This window comes from Pseudomonas sp. ADAK2 (assembly GCF_012935755.1).
GTDB lineage: Bacteria > Pseudomonadota > Gammaproteobacteria > Pseudomonadales > Pseudomonadaceae > Aquipseudomonas.
The window spans coordinates 6,728,923-6,746,900 of sequence record NZ_CP052862.1; the positions used below are offsets into that span (position 1 = coordinate 6,728,923).

At 61.5% G+C, this 17,978-nt stretch carries 19 protein-coding genes; 10 read left to right on the forward strand and 9 right to left on the reverse strand.

Translation table 11 applies throughout. The features are described from left to right. The first annotated feature begins 318 nt into the window (after nt 1–318). From HKK52_RS30765 to HKK52_RS30780, 4 genes are all read left to right on the forward strand, one after another. Nucleotides 319–702: a c-type cytochrome gene (locus HKK52_RS30765; protein WP_169373865.1), complete on the forward strand. Its 384-nt coding sequence runs from the start codon at nt 319–321 to the stop codon at nt 700–702. A 103-nt stretch (nt 703–805) separates the two neighbouring features. Further along, entirely contained in the window at nt 806–1,306 is a 501-nt protein-coding gene (locus tag HKK52_RS30770) for a sigma-70 family RNA polymerase sigma factor (RefSeq protein WP_054617329.1), read from the forward strand. A 40-nt stretch (nt 1,307–1,346) separates the two neighbouring features. Then, nucleotides 1,347–2,321, forward strand: a complete 975-nt coding sequence (locus HKK52_RS30775) for a FecR family protein (protein WP_169373866.1) — start codon at nt 1,347–1,349, stop codon at nt 2,319–2,321. A gap of 97 nt (nt 2,322–2,418) precedes the next feature. Further along, nucleotides 2,419–4,842, forward strand: coding sequence for a TonB-dependent siderophore receptor (locus HKK52_RS30780; RefSeq protein ID WP_169373867.1), 2,424 nt, complete (start codon nt 2,419–2,421; stop codon nt 4,840–4,842). A gap of 84 nt (nt 4,843–4,926) precedes the next feature. On the opposite strand, the gene HKK52_RS30785 is transcribed toward HKK52_RS30780, so the two are convergent. After that, nucleotides 4,927–6,078 (reverse strand): MFS transporter, encoded by a 1,152-nt coding sequence (locus HKK52_RS30785; protein WP_169373868.1) that lies wholly within the window; start codon nt 6,076–6,078, stop codon nt 4,927–4,929. Between the two features lie 137 nt (nt 6,079–6,215). Beyond that, nucleotides 6,216–6,467, reverse strand: coding sequence for a hypothetical protein (locus tag HKK52_RS30790; RefSeq protein WP_169373869.1), 252 nt, complete (start codon nt 6,465–6,467; stop codon nt 6,216–6,218). 92 nt (nt 6,468–6,559) lie between these two features. Between HKK52_RS30790 and HKK52_RS30795 the strand changes: the two genes are divergently transcribed. Next, nucleotides 6,560–7,336 carry an AraC family transcriptional regulator gene (locus HKK52_RS30795; protein ID WP_169373870.1) on the forward strand — a complete coding sequence of 259 codons (777 nt, stop codon included), beginning with the start codon at nt 6,560–6,562 and terminating at the stop codon, nt 7,334–7,336. On the opposite strand, the gene HKK52_RS30800 is transcribed toward HKK52_RS30795, so the two are convergent. Continuing rightward, the gene (locus tag HKK52_RS30800) at nt 7,323–7,979 is read right to left on the reverse strand and encodes a carboxymuconolactone decarboxylase family protein (RefSeq protein ID WP_169373871.1); all 657 of its coding nucleotides are present in this window, start codon (nt 7,977–7,979) and stop codon (nt 7,323–7,325) included. The two genes, HKK52_RS30795 and HKK52_RS30800, sit on opposite strands and share 14 nt — an antisense overlap. A gap of 205 nt (nt 7,980–8,184) precedes the next feature. Here HKK52_RS30800 and HKK52_RS30805 point away from each other — a divergent pair, with 205 nt between their 5' ends. After that, on the forward strand, nt 8,185–9,177 hold the full coding sequence (locus tag HKK52_RS30805; protein ID WP_169373872.1) for a diaminopimelate epimerase: 993 nt from the start codon (nt 8,185–8,187) through the stop codon (nt 9,175–9,177). A 99-nt stretch (nt 9,178–9,276) separates the two neighbouring features. Here HKK52_RS30805 and codA read toward each other — a convergent pair whose 3' ends face one another. The 6 genes from codA to HKK52_RS30835 form a co-directional block, all read right to left on the reverse strand. Continuing rightward, on the reverse strand, nt 9,277–10,521 hold the full coding sequence (gene codA, locus HKK52_RS30810; protein ID WP_149661325.1) for a cytosine deaminase: 1,245 nt from the start codon (nt 10,519–10,521) through the stop codon (nt 9,277–9,279). A 13-nt stretch (nt 10,522–10,534) separates the two neighbouring features. After that, a complete protein-coding gene (gene codB / locus HKK52_RS30815) occupies nt 10,535–11,806 on the reverse strand; it encodes a cytosine permease (protein WP_169373873.1) in 1,272 nt (423 codons plus the stop codon). Between the two features lie 270 nt (nt 11,807–12,076). Beyond that, a complete protein-coding gene (locus HKK52_RS30820) occupies nt 12,077–12,901 on the reverse strand; it encodes an alpha/beta fold hydrolase (RefSeq protein ID WP_169373874.1) in 825 nt (274 codons plus the stop codon). A gap of 110 nt (nt 12,902–13,011) precedes the next feature. Next, entirely contained in the window at nt 13,012–13,464 is a 453-nt protein-coding gene (locus HKK52_RS30825; RefSeq protein WP_169373875.1) for a GNAT family N-acetyltransferase, read from the reverse strand. A 111-nt stretch (nt 13,465–13,575) separates the two neighbouring features. Then, nucleotides 13,576–13,932 (reverse strand): 6-carboxytetrahydropterin synthase QueD, encoded by a 357-nt coding sequence (gene queD / locus HKK52_RS30830; RefSeq protein WP_123409926.1) that lies wholly within the window; start codon nt 13,930–13,932, stop codon nt 13,576–13,578. Nucleotides 13,933–14,007: 75 nt separating this feature from the next. Beyond that, the gene (locus HKK52_RS30835) at nt 14,008–15,087 is read right to left on the reverse strand and encodes a patatin-like phospholipase family protein (protein ID WP_169374321.1); all 1,080 of its coding nucleotides are present in this window, start codon (nt 15,085–15,087) and stop codon (nt 14,008–14,010) included. Between the two features lie 242 nt (nt 15,088–15,329). Here HKK52_RS30835 and HKK52_RS30840 point away from each other — a divergent pair, with 242 nt between their 5' ends. The 4 genes from HKK52_RS30840 to HKK52_RS30855 are packed head-to-tail and all read left to right on the forward strand — an operon-like array spanning nt 15,330 to nt 17,925. Then, nucleotides 15,330–15,638: a PepSY domain-containing protein gene (locus HKK52_RS30840; RefSeq protein ID WP_169373876.1), complete on the forward strand. Its 309-nt coding sequence runs from the start codon at nt 15,330–15,332 to the stop codon at nt 15,636–15,638. Next, nucleotides 15,638–15,943 carry a PepSY domain-containing protein gene (locus HKK52_RS30845; RefSeq protein WP_169373877.1) on the forward strand — a complete coding sequence of 102 codons (306 nt, stop codon included), beginning with the start codon at nt 15,638–15,640 and terminating at the stop codon, nt 15,941–15,943. The genes HKK52_RS30840 and HKK52_RS30845 overlap by 1 nt, the downstream gene beginning before the upstream one ends. Before the next feature lie 3 nt (nt 15,944–15,946). Next, a complete protein-coding gene (locus HKK52_RS30850) occupies nt 15,947–16,615 on the forward strand; it encodes a response regulator transcription factor (protein WP_169373878.1) in 669 nt (222 codons plus the stop codon). Further along, nucleotides 16,612–17,925 carry a sensor histidine kinase gene (locus HKK52_RS30855; RefSeq protein WP_169373879.1) on the forward strand — a complete coding sequence of 438 codons (1,314 nt, stop codon included), beginning with the start codon at nt 16,612–16,614 and terminating at the stop codon, nt 17,923–17,925. The genes HKK52_RS30850 and HKK52_RS30855 overlap by 4 nt, the downstream gene beginning before the upstream one ends. The last annotated feature ends 53 nt before the right edge of the window (nt 17,926–17,978 follow it).

Here is a 17,978-nt window from a genome sequence, read left to right on the forward strand (position 1 = left end):
CTCCTCATCGGCATCGGGGTACAGATCACGTAGGGACGGTGCCGCCGGGGCGAGGTTGAAGCAGATGAATCCGCCCAGTTGTTTGGTGCGTACCTGGGGAATGTCAGGGCGCGGGGCAGGGAGGGGATTGATGGATTGCGACCAGTTGCGCGGGGAAATGATCAAGGATGAGGCCGCGGTTCGCCGCTAAGAAGTCTCTTCTAGTAAAGGCTTTGTCAATCTGATTTTTGAATATTGACTTATCCAGAAGCAAATGCGAAACAGTGGCACTTCTGGGATTTACCCTTGATTCAGATCTGATTTATCCAACAAGGCCATATGGAAGTGAAAATAACATTCATCGCTTTACTGGGAGTTTTATTACCAGTTCAAACATCACTGTCCTTTGCAGATAATCTCAATGGGAAGAACCTCTATTTACAGCGATGTTCCGTGTGCCATGGCGCAGATATCAAGGGAACAGGGCCATTGGCTAATAAGAGCAATCCTCCAACACCTGACCTTACAACCGCCATTTTCAAGCAACGCCTCAATGAATATCCGGGCGTTATCGTGTCGTCGATCATACTGCGCCCCAATGGGGACTTGATTCCAAAAACATTGCGAGAGAATGGTGTAAAGATTCCGCCGCATGCTTGGAGTGTTAATGATTTTCGCGATTTACATGAATACATGAGTGGTGTGATTTCGAAACAACGATGATCTGAGATGAGACGCGAGCACAGGCATCGACCCCCTGAGGAATGATTTGCCGGGCTTAATAGGAAGCATTACTATTCACGCCTTCCTCTCACAGCACACCGCAATGACCCCCAAGCTGCCCCGCACCCACGGCTTTTTCGAGCATTACGAAGAGTTGATCGGCACCTGGACCCGTCGCCTGAGAAATCGTCAGCAGGCCGAGGACCTGGCCCACGACACCTTTGTGCGGGTGCTTGAGTCGGATTCGGCGGCGGTGGAGCAGCCTCGGGCATATTTGCACCAGACCGCGCGCAACATTGCGGTGGATGGTTATCGGCGTGAGGATCGGCGGGGCGCCATGGAGTCCGAGGCGATTGATCACAGTGTGTCGTCGTCCGGCGACCCGGAGCATTTCATGCATGCGATCCAGTTGGCCGATTCCATTGAACGGGCGCTCACCGAGTTGCCGATCAACTGCCGCAAAGTGTTTGTCTGGCAGAAGATCGAAGGCCTGACCCAGGCGGAAATCGCCGAGCGGTTGGGGCTGTCCAAGAACATGGTGGAAAAGTATATGATCCGCACCCTGCGGCACTTGCGTGATCGCCTCGACGGATTGCAGCCATGAGCGGCCGCGCCTTTTCATCAGCGGCCCAACAGGAATTTCCATGATGGATACTCGTGATTGCGCGTGCGGGCAAACAGCGGTTCGCGACGAGGCGGCACGCTGGTTTGTGCGCTTGCAGGAGCCGGCGGTAGACGTCGTGGAACATCGACGCTTCGAGTCCTGGCTGCATGAACATCCTCAGCACCAAGATGAATTTCAATTGCTCCAGGGCTTGTGGACGGCGGCCGACCTGTTGCCGGCCAAGCGTCTGCAAGCCTTGTGCGAAGCGCCACCGGAACGACGCAAACGTCGGCCGCTAGTGCGTTACGCGGTGGCTGCCAGTGTGTTGGCGGTGGCGCTCGGGTTGGGCCTGTTCAGCGGCTTGAATCATCCGACGACCTACACCGCGGAATTTTCCACGGCGTTGGGCGAGCGCCGGCATGTGGCGTTGCCGGACGGTTCGATCATCGACCTCAACAGCCGCAGCCGGGTGCAGGTGCGCTTTGAAAAGAATCGGCGCGGCATCGAGCTGAGTGAAGGCGAGGCGATGTTCAGCGTCGAGCACGACACCCGCCGGCCGTTCGTGGTTGAAACGGGCAACGGCCAGGTCACGGTCACCGGCACCCGCTTCGATGTGCGCCGGGACCTGAGCCAAACCAAGGTCGCGGTGGAGCAGGGCACAGTCAAAGTTCAGGGCTACGGCGCCGATTTCATCAGCCTTACCGCAGGCCTCGGTACGCATATCGATGCCCAGGGCAAAGTGGCTACGGCGTACGCGGTCAACCCGCAGGAACTGACCGCCTGGCGCAGCGGCAAACTGGTGTTCAACAACGCCAGCCTGGCCGAAGTCGCCGCCGAAGTGTCGCGCTATCGCGAGAAGCCGCTGACGGTCAGCAGCGACAAAGTGGGCAATCTGCGCCTGACCAGCGTGTTCAAATCCGACAACACCGACGCGCTGCTCAAGGCCTTGCCGAGCATTCTGCCGGTGGCCGTGCGCACCCTTGCCGACGGCAGTCAGGAAATAATTGCGCGATAGATTCAGGTTTTTTTCGAGTTCTTCGTCTTCTTGTCCAACTGCAACTGGTTTGCATTAACAGCCGCGTATTCTTGCGATCCACAGGACAACGTTCGACGTGAAAAAAACCATCGCTAAAAACAACAAATCACCTTGGCTGCCGCTCGCGCTGGCATTGGCTGTCAGCGCCGCGCTGCCTCAGGCGTTCGCCGCCGATGCCATTCATATCCAGGCCCAGCCGTTGGGCCAGGCCCTGAGTCAGCTCGGCCAGCAAACCTCGCTACAGGTTTTTTTCAGCCCGGAACTGGTCGCCGGCAAACAGGCCCCGGCGGTGGACGGTAATCTTTCGCCGGAACAGGCGCTGCGCCAATTGCTGCAGGGCAGTGGCCTGGAATACCAGATCAATGAAGGCTCGGTGACCCTGACACCCGCGCCGACGGCCGCGTCCAACGGCCCGCTGGAACTGGGCGTGACCGACATCAAGGTGGTTGGTGACTGGCTCGGTGACGCCGACGCCGCCGTGGTGCAAAACCACCCCGGCGCCCGCACCGTGATCCGCCGCGAAGCGATGATCGAGCAGGGCGCAATGAACGTCGGCGACGTGCTGCGCCGTGTCCCTGGCGTGCAAGTGCAGGACGCCAACGGCACCGGCGGCAGCGATATCGCCCTGAACGTCGGCGTACGCGGCCTGACCTCGCGCCTGTCGCCGCGCTCCACGGTGTTGATCGACGGCGTACCGGCCGCGTTTGCCCCGTATGGCCAGCCGCAACTGTCGATGGCACCGATCTCCTCGGGCAACCTCGACAGCATCGACGTGGTGCGCGGCGCCGGTTCCGTGCGTTATGGGCCGCAGAACGTCGGCGGCGTGATCAACTTCGTCACCCGCGCCATCCCGGAGAAAGCCACCGGTGAAATCGGCACCACCCTGGAAACTTCCCAGCACGGCGGCTGGAAACACATCGACACCGCGTTTATCGGCGGCACCGCAGACAACGGCATGGGCGTGGCGCTGTTGTATACCGGGGTCAATGGCAACGGTTACCGCGAAAGCAACAACGGCAACGACATCGACGACGTGATCCTCAAGACCCACTGGGCGCCGACCGACGTTGACGATTTCAGCCTGAATTTCCACTACTACGACGCCAACGCCGACATGCCCGGCGGCCTGACGCAGAAGCAGTACGACGCCAGCCCGTTCCAGTCCGACCGCGACTACGACAACTTCACTGGCCGTCGCAAGGACGTGTCTTTCAAATGGGCGCGGCAGATCGACGACCGCACCCAGGCCGAAGTGCTGACGTATTACACCGACAGTTTCCGTGGCAGCACCATCGCCGCTCGCGACCAGAGAACCCTCAGTTCCTATCCGCGTTCCTACTACACCCTGGGCGTCGAGCCGCGGGTGTCCCATGTATTCGATGTCGGCCCGACCACCCAGGAAGTCAGCGTCGGTTATCGCTACCTCAAAGAAGCGATGCACGAACAATCAAGCCGCGTGGCGCTGGTGAACAACCAACCGGTGATCACCCCGACGTCTGACGGCCATGTGTTCCAGGACCGTACTGGCGGCACCGAAGCCAACTCGGTGTACCTCGACAACAAAATCGACGTCGGCAACTGGACCATCACCCCGGGCATTCGCTTCGAACACATCAGCACCGACTGGCACGACCGCGCCGTCCTCGACACTGCTGGCAAGCGCGTTCCGGAAAAAAACCGCAGCATCGAAAGCAACGAACCGCTGCCGGCCCTGAGTGTGATGTATCACTTGTCCGATGCCTGGAAGCTGTTTGCCAACTACGAAACCTCGTTCGGCAGCCTGCAATATTTCCAGCTTGGCCAGGGCGGTTCGGGTGACAGCACCGCCAACGGCTTGAGCCCGGAAAAGGCCAAGACCTACGAGATCGGTACGCGCTACAACGATGACGTGTGGGGCGGCGAAGTGACGTTGTTTTACATCGATTTCGATGACGAACTGCAATACATCAGCAACGACGTGGGCTGGACCAACCTCGGCGCGACCAAGCACCAGGGTCTGGAAGCGTCGGTGCATTACGACATGTCCGCACTCGACCCACGGCTCGACGGCCTGACCGCCAACGCCGGTTTCACCTACACCCGCGCCACCTATGAAGGCGAGATTCCGGGCTTCAAGGGCCGTGACCTGCCGTTCTATTCGCGCCAGGTGGCCACCGTCGGTTTGCGTTACGACATCGATCGCTGGACCTACAACATCGATGGTTTCGCCCAGTCCAAGCAGCACTCGCCGGGCACTGGGGTGAACGCCGATGGCAGCTTCAACGGCAACTACATCACTGACGGCAGCGCCGATGGGCAGTTCGGCAACATGCCGGGCTATGTGACCTGGAACGTACGTGGCGGCTATGACTTCGGTGCGCAACTGTCGAACCTGAAACTCGGCGCCGGGGTGAAGAACGTGTTTGATCACCAGTACTTCACCCGTTCCAGCGACAACAACTCGGGCATTTACGTGGGTGCGCCGCGCACGTTCTTTGTGCAGGCCAGCGTCGGGTTCTGATAGACCGAGGTGGCTTCATCGCGGGCAAGCCATGCTCCTACAGACAATCAATCCTGTAGGAGCAAGGCTTGCCCGCGATGCTTTTCAAACCTTCAACACCTTCCCGCCAATAGCCACCGCCACCAGCAACACCGCCATCAACCCAAACGCAAAACTCAAACTGCTGCCATGGGCGATAAATCCGATCAGCGCAGGCCCGGCGAGAATCCCTGCGTAGCCGAGGGTGGTAATGGCCGGCACGGCGATGCTTTCCGGCATGACCGTCTGTTTGCCCACTGCGGTGTACAGCACCGGCACGATGTTCGAACACCCCGCGCCGACCAGTGCATAACCCACCAGCGCCGCTTCCCAGGTCGGAGCAAACGTCGCCAGCGCCAGGCCCACAGCGGCCGTCAGCCCACCAAACACCATCACCTTCGTAGCGCCCAGGCGCCGCACAATCGCATCCCCGGTCAAACGCCCGGCGGTCATGGTCAGCGCAAATGCCGCATAACCGAGCCCGGCATACGCCGTGTCGATCCCGCGCTCGGAGGCCAGGAACACCGCGCTCCAGTCGAGTACCGCGCCTTCGGTGAGGAACACGATGAAACACATCATGCCGATAAACAGCACGATGCCATGGGGCACGGCGAACGCCGGACCGGAGCTTTCACTGCCGTAAGGCAAGAGATGCGGCGCCGCTTTCAGCAAGGCCACGATCAGCATCACGATCACCACCAGCGTCGCGCCGAGCGGCGAAACCCCCAGGCCGAGCAAAGCGCTGACACCCGCAGCCCCAACGATCCCGCCCAGGCTGAACAAGCCGTGGAAGCCCGACATCATGGTCTTGCCGCTGGCCCGTTCGACGATCACCGCTTGCAGGTTCACCGTCGAATCCACCGTGCCCAGGCCCGCGCCAAACATGAACAGCGCCGCGATCAACGCCGGAATCGACGACACCGTCGCCAGCAACGGCAGCGCCGCGCAAATCAGCAACACCCCGGCGCTGACCACGCGACGACAGCCAAACCGCGTGGCCAGAATCCCCGCCACCGGCATCGCAATAATCGAGCCCACCCCCAGGCACAACAGCAGCAAGCCGAGGGTCCCTTCGTCCAGCCCGGCCCGCGCCTTGGCATACGGCACCAGTGGCGCCCACGCGGCGATGCCGAAACCGGCGATGAAAAAGGCGATGCGGGTGGACATCTGTTCCAGGCGTCCGGGAACAAAGGCGGCTTGCGTGTTGAGGTTGGTCATATCGATCCTTGGCAAAAAACGTCGCGTACCCAAGGGACAGTGACTTACCGGTCAGGTTCGATCAGCGTCCGCAGCGGTTCGCGGTCAGGCAGGGTGACATCCTTGCACAGCCTGACCCTCCATCGCGAGCGCGGGTGTCACTGTCCTGCGCACAATCGACGAAGCTGTTCGTCTCGCACTTGCAGAATCTCGAACAAACCCAACGCCCGCAGCGCCGGCAAAGCCGAGACAATGTCCTGCTCGGCCTGGCGCCGCAGTTCATCGCTGGCATGCGGATCGGCGAGTACTCGTGCATTGATCAGGAAAGCCCCGACCGTGCCTTTGCGCACGGTGGTGCCGTTGAATTCGCCTTGGTCGAGATGGTCGGGAAGCAGGTCTTCGGCGCGCATAACGGTGACTCCTGTTGAAAGAGTGCTCAGCCTAAAGGGTTGGTTGTGGCTAAACTGCGTCATCCAGGTCATTCGATAACGTAAAACTGCCAATGGTTATGCCGCTGATATCCACCGAACTGGTGCAGTCCTCGACCGCTGCGCCGGTGATTGCCGTCACGCTGGACAGCTCGGTCGAACGCCAAAGCGCGTTGCACCAGCATGCTCGTGGACAATTACTGGGCGCGCGGCGCGGGTTATTGTCGGTGGACGCGGCGGATCACCATTGGGTGGTGCCGGCCACTCATGCGGTGTGGATTCCACCGGACTGCCCGCACGGCTTGCGCTCCCATGGTCCGTTCCATGGCTGGAGCGTCTACGTGGCGGCGCCGGCATGTGCCACGCTACCGCGAGAGCCATGCATCATCGCGACCTCGGGCCTACTGCGCGAAGCCGTAGATCGCGCCGCGACCTGGGACGAGGGCGCGCGGGATCAACGCCGGGAACGGATCGCCCAACTCATCCTCGACGAAATTGCCGCATCGCCCGCCGAGCCGTTCGGTTTGCCGCTGCCCCACGATCCACGATTGCGCCGCATCAGCCAGGCGCAGGTCGATGACCTGGCCGACAACCGCTCGCTGGAGCAATGGGCGCAGTGGGGTGGATTATCGGCGCGAACCCTGGCCCGACGCTTTGTCAGCGAAACCGGCTTCACCTTCAGCCAATGGCGCCAGCGCGCGCGGTTGTTGCGGGCGCTGGAACTGCTGGCGACAGGTGAGCCGGTGACCACCGTTGCGCTGGAGTTGGGGTATGACAATGTCAGCGCGTTTATTGCGATGTTCCGGCGCACGTTTGGGGTGACGCCGGGGCGGTATTTCACTGGGCCTTAAATAGCGTCACTTTGCTGACCTGTTCGCCCTCCACCCACAGATAAAGCAACCCGGACGGCGTCGAATGCTCATGGTCGAAACATTCGACGATCACCGTTTGCGCTGCCGTCGCCTGAACGCCGAAACGTTCCGATTGCTTTAACAGTCGCTTGATGCCCGTGCTGACGGGAATCGGCGGTTTGCCTTGGCGAACCTTTTCGCAAAATACCAGCACAACGGTCCGTGGCGACGGAGCCGGCGGCGACTCCAAGCCCGCGTCATCGAACAGCCGATTGAGTTGATCCGCCGAAGCCACCGCCCTGGGAAACCCGGTGAATGCCGACGCCTGTAACAGCACCTCGACCACCTCGCCGGGGGCGAGCCCCGAGGCCAGTCCGGTCTTGAAATGCACACTCAGCGGCGGTCCGACCATGCCCGCCGCGATAATCGCGGCAAACGACACCGCCTCACGCAGGCGCGGGTCCAGGGCTGGGCGGCTGTGCAAGTGGCCATAAACCACCCCCACCGCCAATTCGCCCAAGGCCGGAACGGTGTGAAACAGCGCATCCAGGCGAGCGCCGCCGTCCGGGACCAGATCAATAAAGGTTTCCCGGCCCTCGTGATACAGCGTGGCCATGGGGGAAGCAGGGTGTTTGTTGCTCATTGTCGCGTCCTCTGCAAAGAGGATGGCGTCTGTTCAACTACGCGCGAACTACGGCATCACAGGGCGTCCATCTCGGTGATTTGTGGGCATCGACGGCATGCGTACGTCGATGATTTCACCTTAGCCAGTCTTTTGCGCCAGGTGAGATTTTTCTCGGCAGCCCCTACAGTACGGACTCTTTTGCGGCTGACTTAAGGACCGATCCATGACGCCGTTTTACGATGCCCGAGGCAATATCTACGCGGTCGTGACGCCTGATGCCGTGCGGCACTGCGGTGTCGAGGTGCCCGCACAGGCAGACCATGCCGCGCAAACCCGCGAGCATTGGGCGTTATTGGCCATCGAGGCATTTTGCGGCTGGGCTCCGGGCACCCGACCGCCCGGCAGCAAGGAGCATCGCTGCGACGGCCTGCTGGTCGGCCCGTTCCAGGCAGCGCCGCCCTTTGACCTGCTGATCGTCAACACCGACGGTACCTTGGCCGAGCGCAGTGGCAATGGCTTGACGATTTTCTCTCAGGCACTCAGTGAGCAAGGGTTGCTGCCGCGCGAGGAAACTTGCGTGCTGCGGGTTCATCACGACAAAAGCGATGCGGTTTCGCCGGTGGAGACCTCAGTGAAACCGGCCGAGGTCGATGGCGTTCGCGGGTTCTGGCTGGACTTGGGCCAACCCTCGTTCGGGCCGCAAGCGGTGGGCGCGCTGGGGGTTGAAAACATGACGCTGAATGGCCGAGATATCAGCCATGTGCAACCGTTGTCGGCGCTCGATCCAGCCTGGGCGCGGAGTCAGTTTGTGCGCATCGGCAATCCCCATTGCGTGACGCTGCTCACCGACGCCGCCACTCTGCCGAGCAATGAGCAGATGCGCGAACCGGCGTTATCCGAAGGGCTGACACGCATCGCTTATGCCACGCCGACCGGCGCCGGGCAGCCCTGTGCGGCGGGGGTGAATCTGCAATGGGCGATGCTCGAATCCGAAGGACGAATCGTGGCCCGAGTGTTCGAACGCGGGGAAGGTCCGACCGCATCCTCAGGTACCAGCGCCAGTGCGGTGGCGTGCGCGGCGTGGCGGGTGGGCTGGGTGAAGGCGGGCGAGGTGAAGGTGGTCATGCCGGGCGGCACGGCGCCGATTTTGTTGGAAGAGCAGGGCGGTGAATTGAGTCGGGTGAGGTTATTCGGTTCGGCGCGGTTGATGGGGTGAATTCAGGATCGCCATCGCGGGCAAGCCTTGCTCCTACAGGTTACGCATCCTGCAGGAGCGAGGCTTGCCCGCGAAGAGGCCCGCCCAGTCAGCGAACATTCACACCTGTTGCGGCCACTCCACCACCGGCATCTGCCGCTTCATCAACACCTCACCCCCGCGAATCGAATACAGCGGCAGGCCCTGGCTGCGAATCACTTCGTAATCGCTGTCCGCCGACAGGATCAGCAAGTTCGCCGGCCGCCCACGCTCAAGTCCGTAGCGATCACCCAGGGCCATGGCTTTGGCGCTGTTGTCGGTCACCAAATCCAGCGCGCTTTGCAGGTTGCGGTAGCCGAGCATATGGCAGATGTGCAAGCCGGCTTCGAGGACGCGCAGGATGTTGCCGTTGCCCAGCGGATACCACGGATCGACGATCGAATCCTGGCCGAAACACACGTTCATCCCCGCTTCGAGCAACTCGTTGACGCGGGTGACGCCGCGGCGTTTCGGGAAGTTATCGAAGCGGCCTTGCAGGTGAATGCTTTCGGTGGGGCAGGAGACGAAGCTGATACCGGAATGCCCGAGCAGGCGGAACAGCTTGGCGCAGTACGCGTTGTCGTAAGAGCCCATCGCCGTGGTGTGGCTGGCCGTGACGCGCGAACCCATGTCGCGGCTGCGGGCTTCTTCGGCGAGCACTTCGAGGAAGCGGGAATGCGGGTCGTCGGTTTCGTCGCAATGCACATCCACCAGGCAACCGGTGCGTTCGGCCAGGTCCATCAGGAATTTCACCGAGCTGACGCCTTGATCCCGCGTGTATTCGAAATGCGGAATGCCGCCAACCACATCGGCGCCCATGCGAATGGCTTCTTCCATCAGCTCGCGACCGTTGCGGTAGGACTCGATGCCTTCCTGGGGGAACGCGACGATTTGCAGGTCGATCAGGTGCCGACTTTCCTCGCGCACTTCGAGCATCGCCTTGAGCGCGGTCAAGGTCGGGTCGGTGACATCGACGTGGGTGCGCACATGCTGGATGCCGTGGGCTGCCAGGGTCTGGATGGTTTTTTTGGCGCGGGTCTTGGTGTCTTCCAGGGTGATGGTGGCCTTGCGCTCGCCCCAGCATTCGATGCCTTCGAACAGCGTGCCGCTCATGTTCCAGCGTGGCTCACCGGCCGTCAGCGTTGCGTCGAGGTGAATGTGCGGCTCGACGAAGGGCGGCACCACCAGGTTGCCGCCGGCGTCGAGGTCGTCGGGCCCCAGGGTCGGGGCTTCGGTCTGGCGGGCGATGTTGCCGATCAGGCCGTTTTCCAGGTGCAACTCATGCAGGCCTTCTTGGTTGCGCAGGCGGGCGTTGATGATGTGCATCAGGCGAATCCTTTTAGAGATCTTGTAGTGGTGCATCGGCAGTGCGGACACCCAGCACGCCGGTCAATATCACATACGTTAGCGCGGCAGCGGCGATGCCTACCAGCGGCGCGACCCACGGCGAGCTGAACGCGGCGATCGTGCCGACCGCATAAGCACTCAGGCCGGGCCAGTTGAACGCCGGCAGCCGGGCATCGGCCAGACGAGGATATTGACCGCGATAACGAAAGAAAAAGTCCGCCATGATCACACCGCCAATCGGCGGAATCACCGTGCCGAGCAAAATCAGGTAGGGCACCAGCAGGTCGTACATGCCCAGCAGCGCGAGCAGCGTGCCGATCACGGCGCCGGCCAGGGTCACGGTTTTGCGCCGGCCGGTGCGCAGCAGGTTGCAACCGGCGACGGCGAAATTGTAGATGGTGTTGTCCTGGGTGCTCCAGATATTGAGCAGCAACATCGCCATTGCCGCCATGGCGAAACCTTGCAACAGCAGCACTTCGACCACGTCCGGCTGCTGATAGACGATCGCCCCGTAGGCGCCGATCAATACCATCAAGCCGTTGCCGATGAAGAAGCCGATCAGGCTCGCCAACACCGCCACCCGCGCCGAGCGCGAGAAGCGCGTCCAGTTAGTCGCCTGGGTCGCACCGCTGACGAAGGTGCCGAACACCAGGGTAATCGCGGTCGACCAATCCAGCGTGCCGCTCGGCAGCACCGCGAGCAAGCCGTCGAGCCCGCCGACCTTCACCGTTGCGACCCACATCGACAGCATCAGCAGCAACATCATCGCTGGCACCGCGATGTACGACAGAATCTCCAGCCCGCGATAACCGACATACGCCGTCGCGCAAAACACCAGGCCGAACAGCACCATCAGCCCCAGCACCGAGCCTTGCTCCAGTTCGAAATACTTGCCCAGCACCACGGCGGCCGTGGCCGTGCCCCAGGCGTACCAGCCGATCTGGGTGAAGCCGAGGATCAAGTCACTGAGCTTGCTGCCCACTTCGCCGAAGCAGAAGCGGCCCATCAATACCGAGTTGAGGCCACTCTTGAAGGCGATGTAGCCGAGGCCGGCGGCGTAAATCCCCAGCAGCAGATTGCCAACGATAATCACCGCCATCATCTCGCCAAAACTGAACGCTACGCCGAGCTTGCCGCCGGCAAACATGGTCGCGGTGAAGAAGGTGAAACCCAGCAGTACCATGGCCGTGGAGGCCAGGCCTTTGCGGGCGTGCATCGGGACTTCGCTGAGGGGGTAATCGTTACCCGGGTCGTTCTGCGTCATGGGGCGTTCCTTGCTGGATGAGAGACGCGAAGGGGGTTGCAGTGGTCGTGCCAGGCGTGGGGTGCTGGGGTTATTTATAGACGAGGCGGGGAACCAGAGCGCGAAAACGGTGCAACGGATGGACCTCAAGACTCATGTAGGAGCGATGATGGCGTGATGATCGTTCCCACGCTCTGCGTGGGAATGCCTCAATGGACGCGCAGCAATCGCTTCTGGAGGGGACGCGGAGCGTCCCGGGCTGCATTCCCACGCGGAGCGTGGGAACGATCATCAACTGATCGAGGGCAAAAACCGCAGCAGCGCCGCGACGATGGCCTCGGGCGCATCTTCCTGCAGCAAATGCCCGGCATTCGGAATCGCCTGAAACCGCGATCCTGGAATCATTCCATGCAACGCCCGCCCGCGTTCAATGGGAATCCACTGATCATCCTCCCCCCACAGGATCTGCACCGGGCACCGAATCGTCGGGTACAGCCCTTCGGCCTCACGGGTATAGCGCTGGTCCATCTGCGCGATCTGTCGGTAGAACGCCGCTTGCCCCGGCTCCCCCAGCCATGGCTGCACATACGGCGCCAGCTCATGGTCGGGGATTTCACGCTGGATCGCGCCGCGAATATAGGCCGGCACAATCGCCCGCTGAATGTAATCGGGCAATCCACTGAACGCCGCCTCATGCTGGCGCACATGCTGCACGAACGGCGATCCCCAGGGCGTCAGCGCCACCGGGTCGATCAGCGTCAGGCTGCGGTAGTGCTTGCCGTTGAGCAGATGCGCGCGCAGGGCGGTGGCGCCGCCGAAATCGTGGGCCACCACGTCCGGGCTATCCAGGCCCCAATGCTCGAGCAATTGCGTCAGCAGTTCGTTTTGCACACCGAGGGACACGTCGCTGTCGGGTTGTGCGGACTGTCCATAACCCAGCAGATCAAAGTAATGCACGCGATGGGTGGTGATGAAGTGCGGCGCAATCCGGTGCCACACGTAAGAAGAAAATGGCGTGCCATGCACGAACACCAACGGCGGGCCGTCGCCCCGTACGGCAAAGCGCACGGAATGCCCATTGAAGCGATAGGTCTGGGGCAGCGGCCAGTCAGTCATCGGGGGTGTCCTCTTGGCAAATGTGAGCCAAAAAGCATAGGCATAAAAAAACCACCGCTGAAGATGGCTTTTGGACTAACTGACGAAACGCATGGCGCGGTGTGGGAGCCTTAGCCCAGCGCCTTGCGCATGTGCACACGGCGCAAACCGTTCTCTTCGACTCGATGGGTTTCGACGTAACCGCGGCGCAGATACAGCGCAATGTTCTCGCTCATCGCTTCGTTGGTGTACAGCCGAATGGACGGGTAACCGGCGTCGAGCGCGTGGCGTTCGGCGAAGTCCAGCAACTGCCGGCCATAACCTTGGCCCTTGACTGCCGGGCTGACCGCGATGTTGTCCAGCAGCAAGTATTCTTCGGTGTCGATCAACACCACGAAGCCGTTGAGTGCCTGTTCATCGGCGAGCACATGGACGCGCCGGGCCAGCACCTGGCTGGCGTAGTCGTCCAGCATCGGCGCGGGTTTTCGGCCGATGCGCTCGATGTACGGCGAGTAAGCCGCCTCGACGATGGCCTCGATCTGCGCGATATCCTCAAGCGTAGCGGGGCGAATAAGCGGTGACATGGGACGGGTTCCTTTGGGCCAAGGATGGGGCCCGACTGTACTCGGCGTGAGAGCGAAACGACAGGCATAAAAAAACCACCGTCGCCGGTGGTTCTTCTCGATCAGGTGGTTTTACTCACCGTGATAGATGCAGCCGCTGGTGCAGGTTTCATGGATACGAATCGCGCTGAGTTCCGGCAGCAGGGGCTTCAGCTCGGTCCAGATCCATTTGGCCAGCACTTCACTGGTCGGGTTTTCCAGGCCAGGAATGTCGTTCAAATAGTTGTGATCGAGGCGCTCGTAGAGCGGCTTGAAGATCGCCTTGATTTCCGAGAAGTCGCGGATCCAGCCCGTGTGCGGATCGAGGTCGCCACTGAGATGGATCGCCACTTTGAACGAGTGACCGTGCAAGCGACCGCACTTGTGGCCTTCCGGTACGTGGGGCAGGCGGTGGGCAGATTCGAACGTAAACTCTTTGAAGATTTCCACAGTGATTTTCAGCTCTGTCAGGTGGCGATCGCCGCGGCGATGTGGGCAGGCGGCGAGTTTACCAGTTTGTCCTGACTAAAGGGTCAGCAGGCGTTCGCCGAGGCGACCGTTGGCGGCCAGCTCCAGAAATTCGTCGCCCATGCGGCGGCTTTCATCCATCGCCGCGCGCCAGTATTTCTGCCGGTTCGGGGCATCGCCCATGAAGCGCTTGAAGTCGTTACGGTCCGGCAACTTGCCGTAGGGCAGGCGCGACAGGTAATCCTTGGACGGCGCCAGCAGCAGGACATCCTGCAAGCGGCTCGAACAGGCACGGCGCCACGGCAGGGTCTTGTCGAACCAACCGGGAATCACCCGATCAGTGAAGTGCGGATAGAGCACGATGTCATTGCCGCTGTAAGGCAGGTCGAGGTGATAGTCCAGCAGACCGCCGTCGCGGAACGTCCCGGCGCCCGCACCCGGCAGGTCGCGCACGCCTTCCATGACCATCGGGATCGAACCCGACGCGAGCAAGGCCTGACGCAGGTTGCCGGCATTCAGGGCGACGAAGCGCGACGGGAAATCGGTCAGCGCATTGACCGGCGGCGCCAGGCGCGGGTCGTGGATGATCAGCCGCTCGAAATGCTTCGATAGCCGCGCGCGGCCTCGCAGGTTGTCGGCGATCACCGACGACAGGCCCAACCCCAGGCGGCCGCGATGGTCGTGGGCGAGCAGGCCGTGGCTCTTGACCACCATGATGTTCAGTCGGTAATGGGCGTTGTCGAGAATCAAGGCATCGCGACCGTCCAGCAACTCATCGAGCATGCGCCGTGAGCTCTGGCTGATCTGCGCCATGGTCACGCCCTTGTCGAAGTTCTGCTCGGTGTACAGATGACCGAGGCGGCGGATACCTTCGGCGGCATCCGGCAGGCACGCGCTGGCGAACCGCCAGGAACCCACCGAGGCGCCAATCAACGAACGCTCCCGTGGCGCCGCGGGCAGCCATTCGCCGAACAGCGCCAGGTCCAGACCTTGAATCCCCAACGCCTTGGGGCCACCGGCCGCTCCCGGCAGCGTGCCGACATCGGCAGCGTCCAGGCCGTTTTCACGAATTCGCGCAAAGGCCCGAGGGCCGGCCTTGAGGGTCAAGGAAGGGAACTTGATGTGGATAGCGGTCATACCGGTCTCGATGTCGGGCAGGCGGGGATTATAGACATGTGTCTTGTCCACCGTAGGAGCCAGGCTTGCCGGCGAAGGCAATTTCATGGACGCCTTCGCCGGCAAACCTGGCTCCTACAGGGTTTTGTGCAGGTCTGTAATGTTGTGTTGTCATGACCAATGATGGCAATTCAGTTTCAGTTAAGTTCGCCCCGTTAAGGTGCACTCCGTAGGCAACACACAAAAAAATACGGAGACACCCCATGAAAACCCTGACTGCCCTGTTCACCGCATCCATCATCGGCCTGACCGCCAACCTCGCCCACGCCCGTGACCTCGGTCCCGATGAAGCCCTGAGACTGCGCGACGCTGGTACCATTGTGTCTTTCGAGAAGCTCAACGCCACTGCACTGGCCAAACACCCCGGTTCCACCATCACCGAAACCGAGCTGGAAGAAGAGTACGGCAAGTACATCTATCAGGTGGAAATGCGCGACCCGCAGGGCATTGAGTGGGACCTGGAATTGGACGCTGTCAGCGGGCAGGTTCTCAAGGATCATCAGGATACGTAATGAAGGTGCTTTCATTTTCACGCACGGCGTTGGTGTTGCTGACGTTTTGCTCGGTGGTCGTGGCGCGCGACCTGGATCAGGACGAGGCGCTGCGCTTGCGGCAGCAGGGCGTGATCCTGCCGCTGGAGCAGCTGTTGCAGCAGGCGCTCGATCGCTATCCCGGCTCCAAATTGCTGGAAGCCGAGCTGGAAGAAAAACACGACGTCTACATTTATGAAGTCGAGTTGCTGACCACCGAAGGCGTGGTCCGCGAATTGGACATCGAGGCCGCAACCGGCCGTTTATTGAAAGACAAGGAAGATTGACCGATGCGATTGCTGCTGGTGGAAGACCACGTGCCCCTGGCCGACGAATTGATGGCCGGCCTCAACCGCCAGGGCTACGCCGTGGACTGGCTGGCCGACGGGCGCGACGCGGTCTATCAGGGCAGCAGCGAGCCTTATGACCTGATCATCCTCGACCTCGGCTTGCCGGGTTTGCCGGGGCTTGAGGTGCTGACCCAATGGCGTGCCGGTGGCTTGTCGACGCCGGTGCTGATCCTCACCGCTCGCGACTCCTGGGCCGAGCGCATCGAAGGCCTCAAGGCCGGCGCCGATGATTACCTGACCAAACCCTTTCACCCGGAAGAACTGCACCTGCGGGTCCAGGCGTTGCTGCGCCGGTCCCACGGCCAGGCCAACCAGCCGACGCTCAAGGCCAACGGCTTGCACCTGGATGAAGGCCGTCAGTGCGTGACCCGCGACGGTGCCGACATTCAACTCACCGCCGCTGAATTCCGCCTGCTGCGCTATTTCATGCTGCACCCGGAACAGATCCTCTCCAAAAGCCACCTCGCCGAACACCTCTACGATGGCGAAACCGAACGCGATTCCAACGTGCTCGAAGTCCACGTCAACCACTTGCGGCGCAAGCTTGGCCGCAGCGTGATTGAAACCCGTCGCGGCCAGGGTTACCTGTTCGGTGGGCAAGCGCAGTGAGGTCGATCCAGCGCCGCTTGAGCCTGGGGCTGATCAGCGTGATGGTGATCGTCGGCCTGGTGCTGGCGCAAACCAGTTTGTGGCTGTTCGAAATGGGCTTGCAGCGCTACCTCGAAGCCGGGTTGCGCAACGACAGCGAGAACCTGCTGTCGGCCCTGGTGCGCGGGCCTCAGGGCTTGCAACTGGATGAGCGACACTTGGCGCCGGCCTACCAGCGGCCGTTTTCCGGGCATTACTTTCGCATCGATTTTGCCGACAGCCACTGGCGCTCCCGTTCGTTGTGGGACCAGGAACTGCCAAAACTGGATCACGCCGGGTTGCACAGCAACCTGCAACTGGGGCCGGAAGGCCAGCAACTGTTGATCTTGCGCTCGGACTACCGACGGCTCGGCCAGTCGATTTCCATCAGCGTGGCCCAGGATTACACGCCGGTGCGCGAGAGTTTCATGCGCATGCAACAGGTCGGGCTGGGCCTCGGTCTGGCGGGGTTGCTGCTGATTCTGCTGCTGCAACGCATTACCGTGCAGCGTGCCTTGCGTCCGCTGGAAAAAGCCCGCGAGCAGATCGCTCAATTGCAGCAGGGCCAACGCTCGCAACTCGACGATCAGGTGCCGGTAGAACTGGAGCCACTGGTGGCGCAGATCAACCATTTGCTGGCCCACACCGAAGACAGCCTCAAGCGTTCGCGCAATGCCCTGGGCAACCTCGGCCACGCCTTGAAAACCCCTCTGGCGGTGTTGCTCAGCCTGGCGTCCAGCGAAAAACTCGACGCCCATCCGGAGTTGCGCAAGGTCATCCAGCAACAGCTGGAACAGGTGCAGCAACGGCTCAATCGCGAACTCAACCGCGCGCGCTTGTCCGGCGACGCGTTGCCGGGGGTGCTGTTTGATTGCGATGCGGAGCTGCCAGGGTTACTCGCCACGTTGAACATGATCCACGGTGAGCACCTGGATTTGAGCTACCGCGCCCCGGCCGGTTTGCTGCTGCCCTGGGACCGCGAGGACTTGCTGGAACTGCTCGGCAACCTGCTGGACAACGCCTGCAAATGGGCGGACGCCGAGGTTCGCTTGAGCGTGGTCGACATGCCTGAAAAGTTTGAGCTGAGCGTGGAAGACGATGGTCCGGGGATTCCCGAAAACCAGCGCGACCAGGTGTTCAGTCGCGGCACACGGCTGGATGAACAGACCGATGGGCATGGCCTGGGCCTGGGCATCGTGCGCGACATCGTCGACACCTGGGGCGGTGGATTGCTGTTGCAGGAAAGCGAGTGGGGCGGGTTGAAGGTCGTGATCGAATTGCCCAAGCGCTGATCCAGAACCACCTCCTGTAGGAGCAAAGCTTGCTCCTACAGGGGTGGTACGAA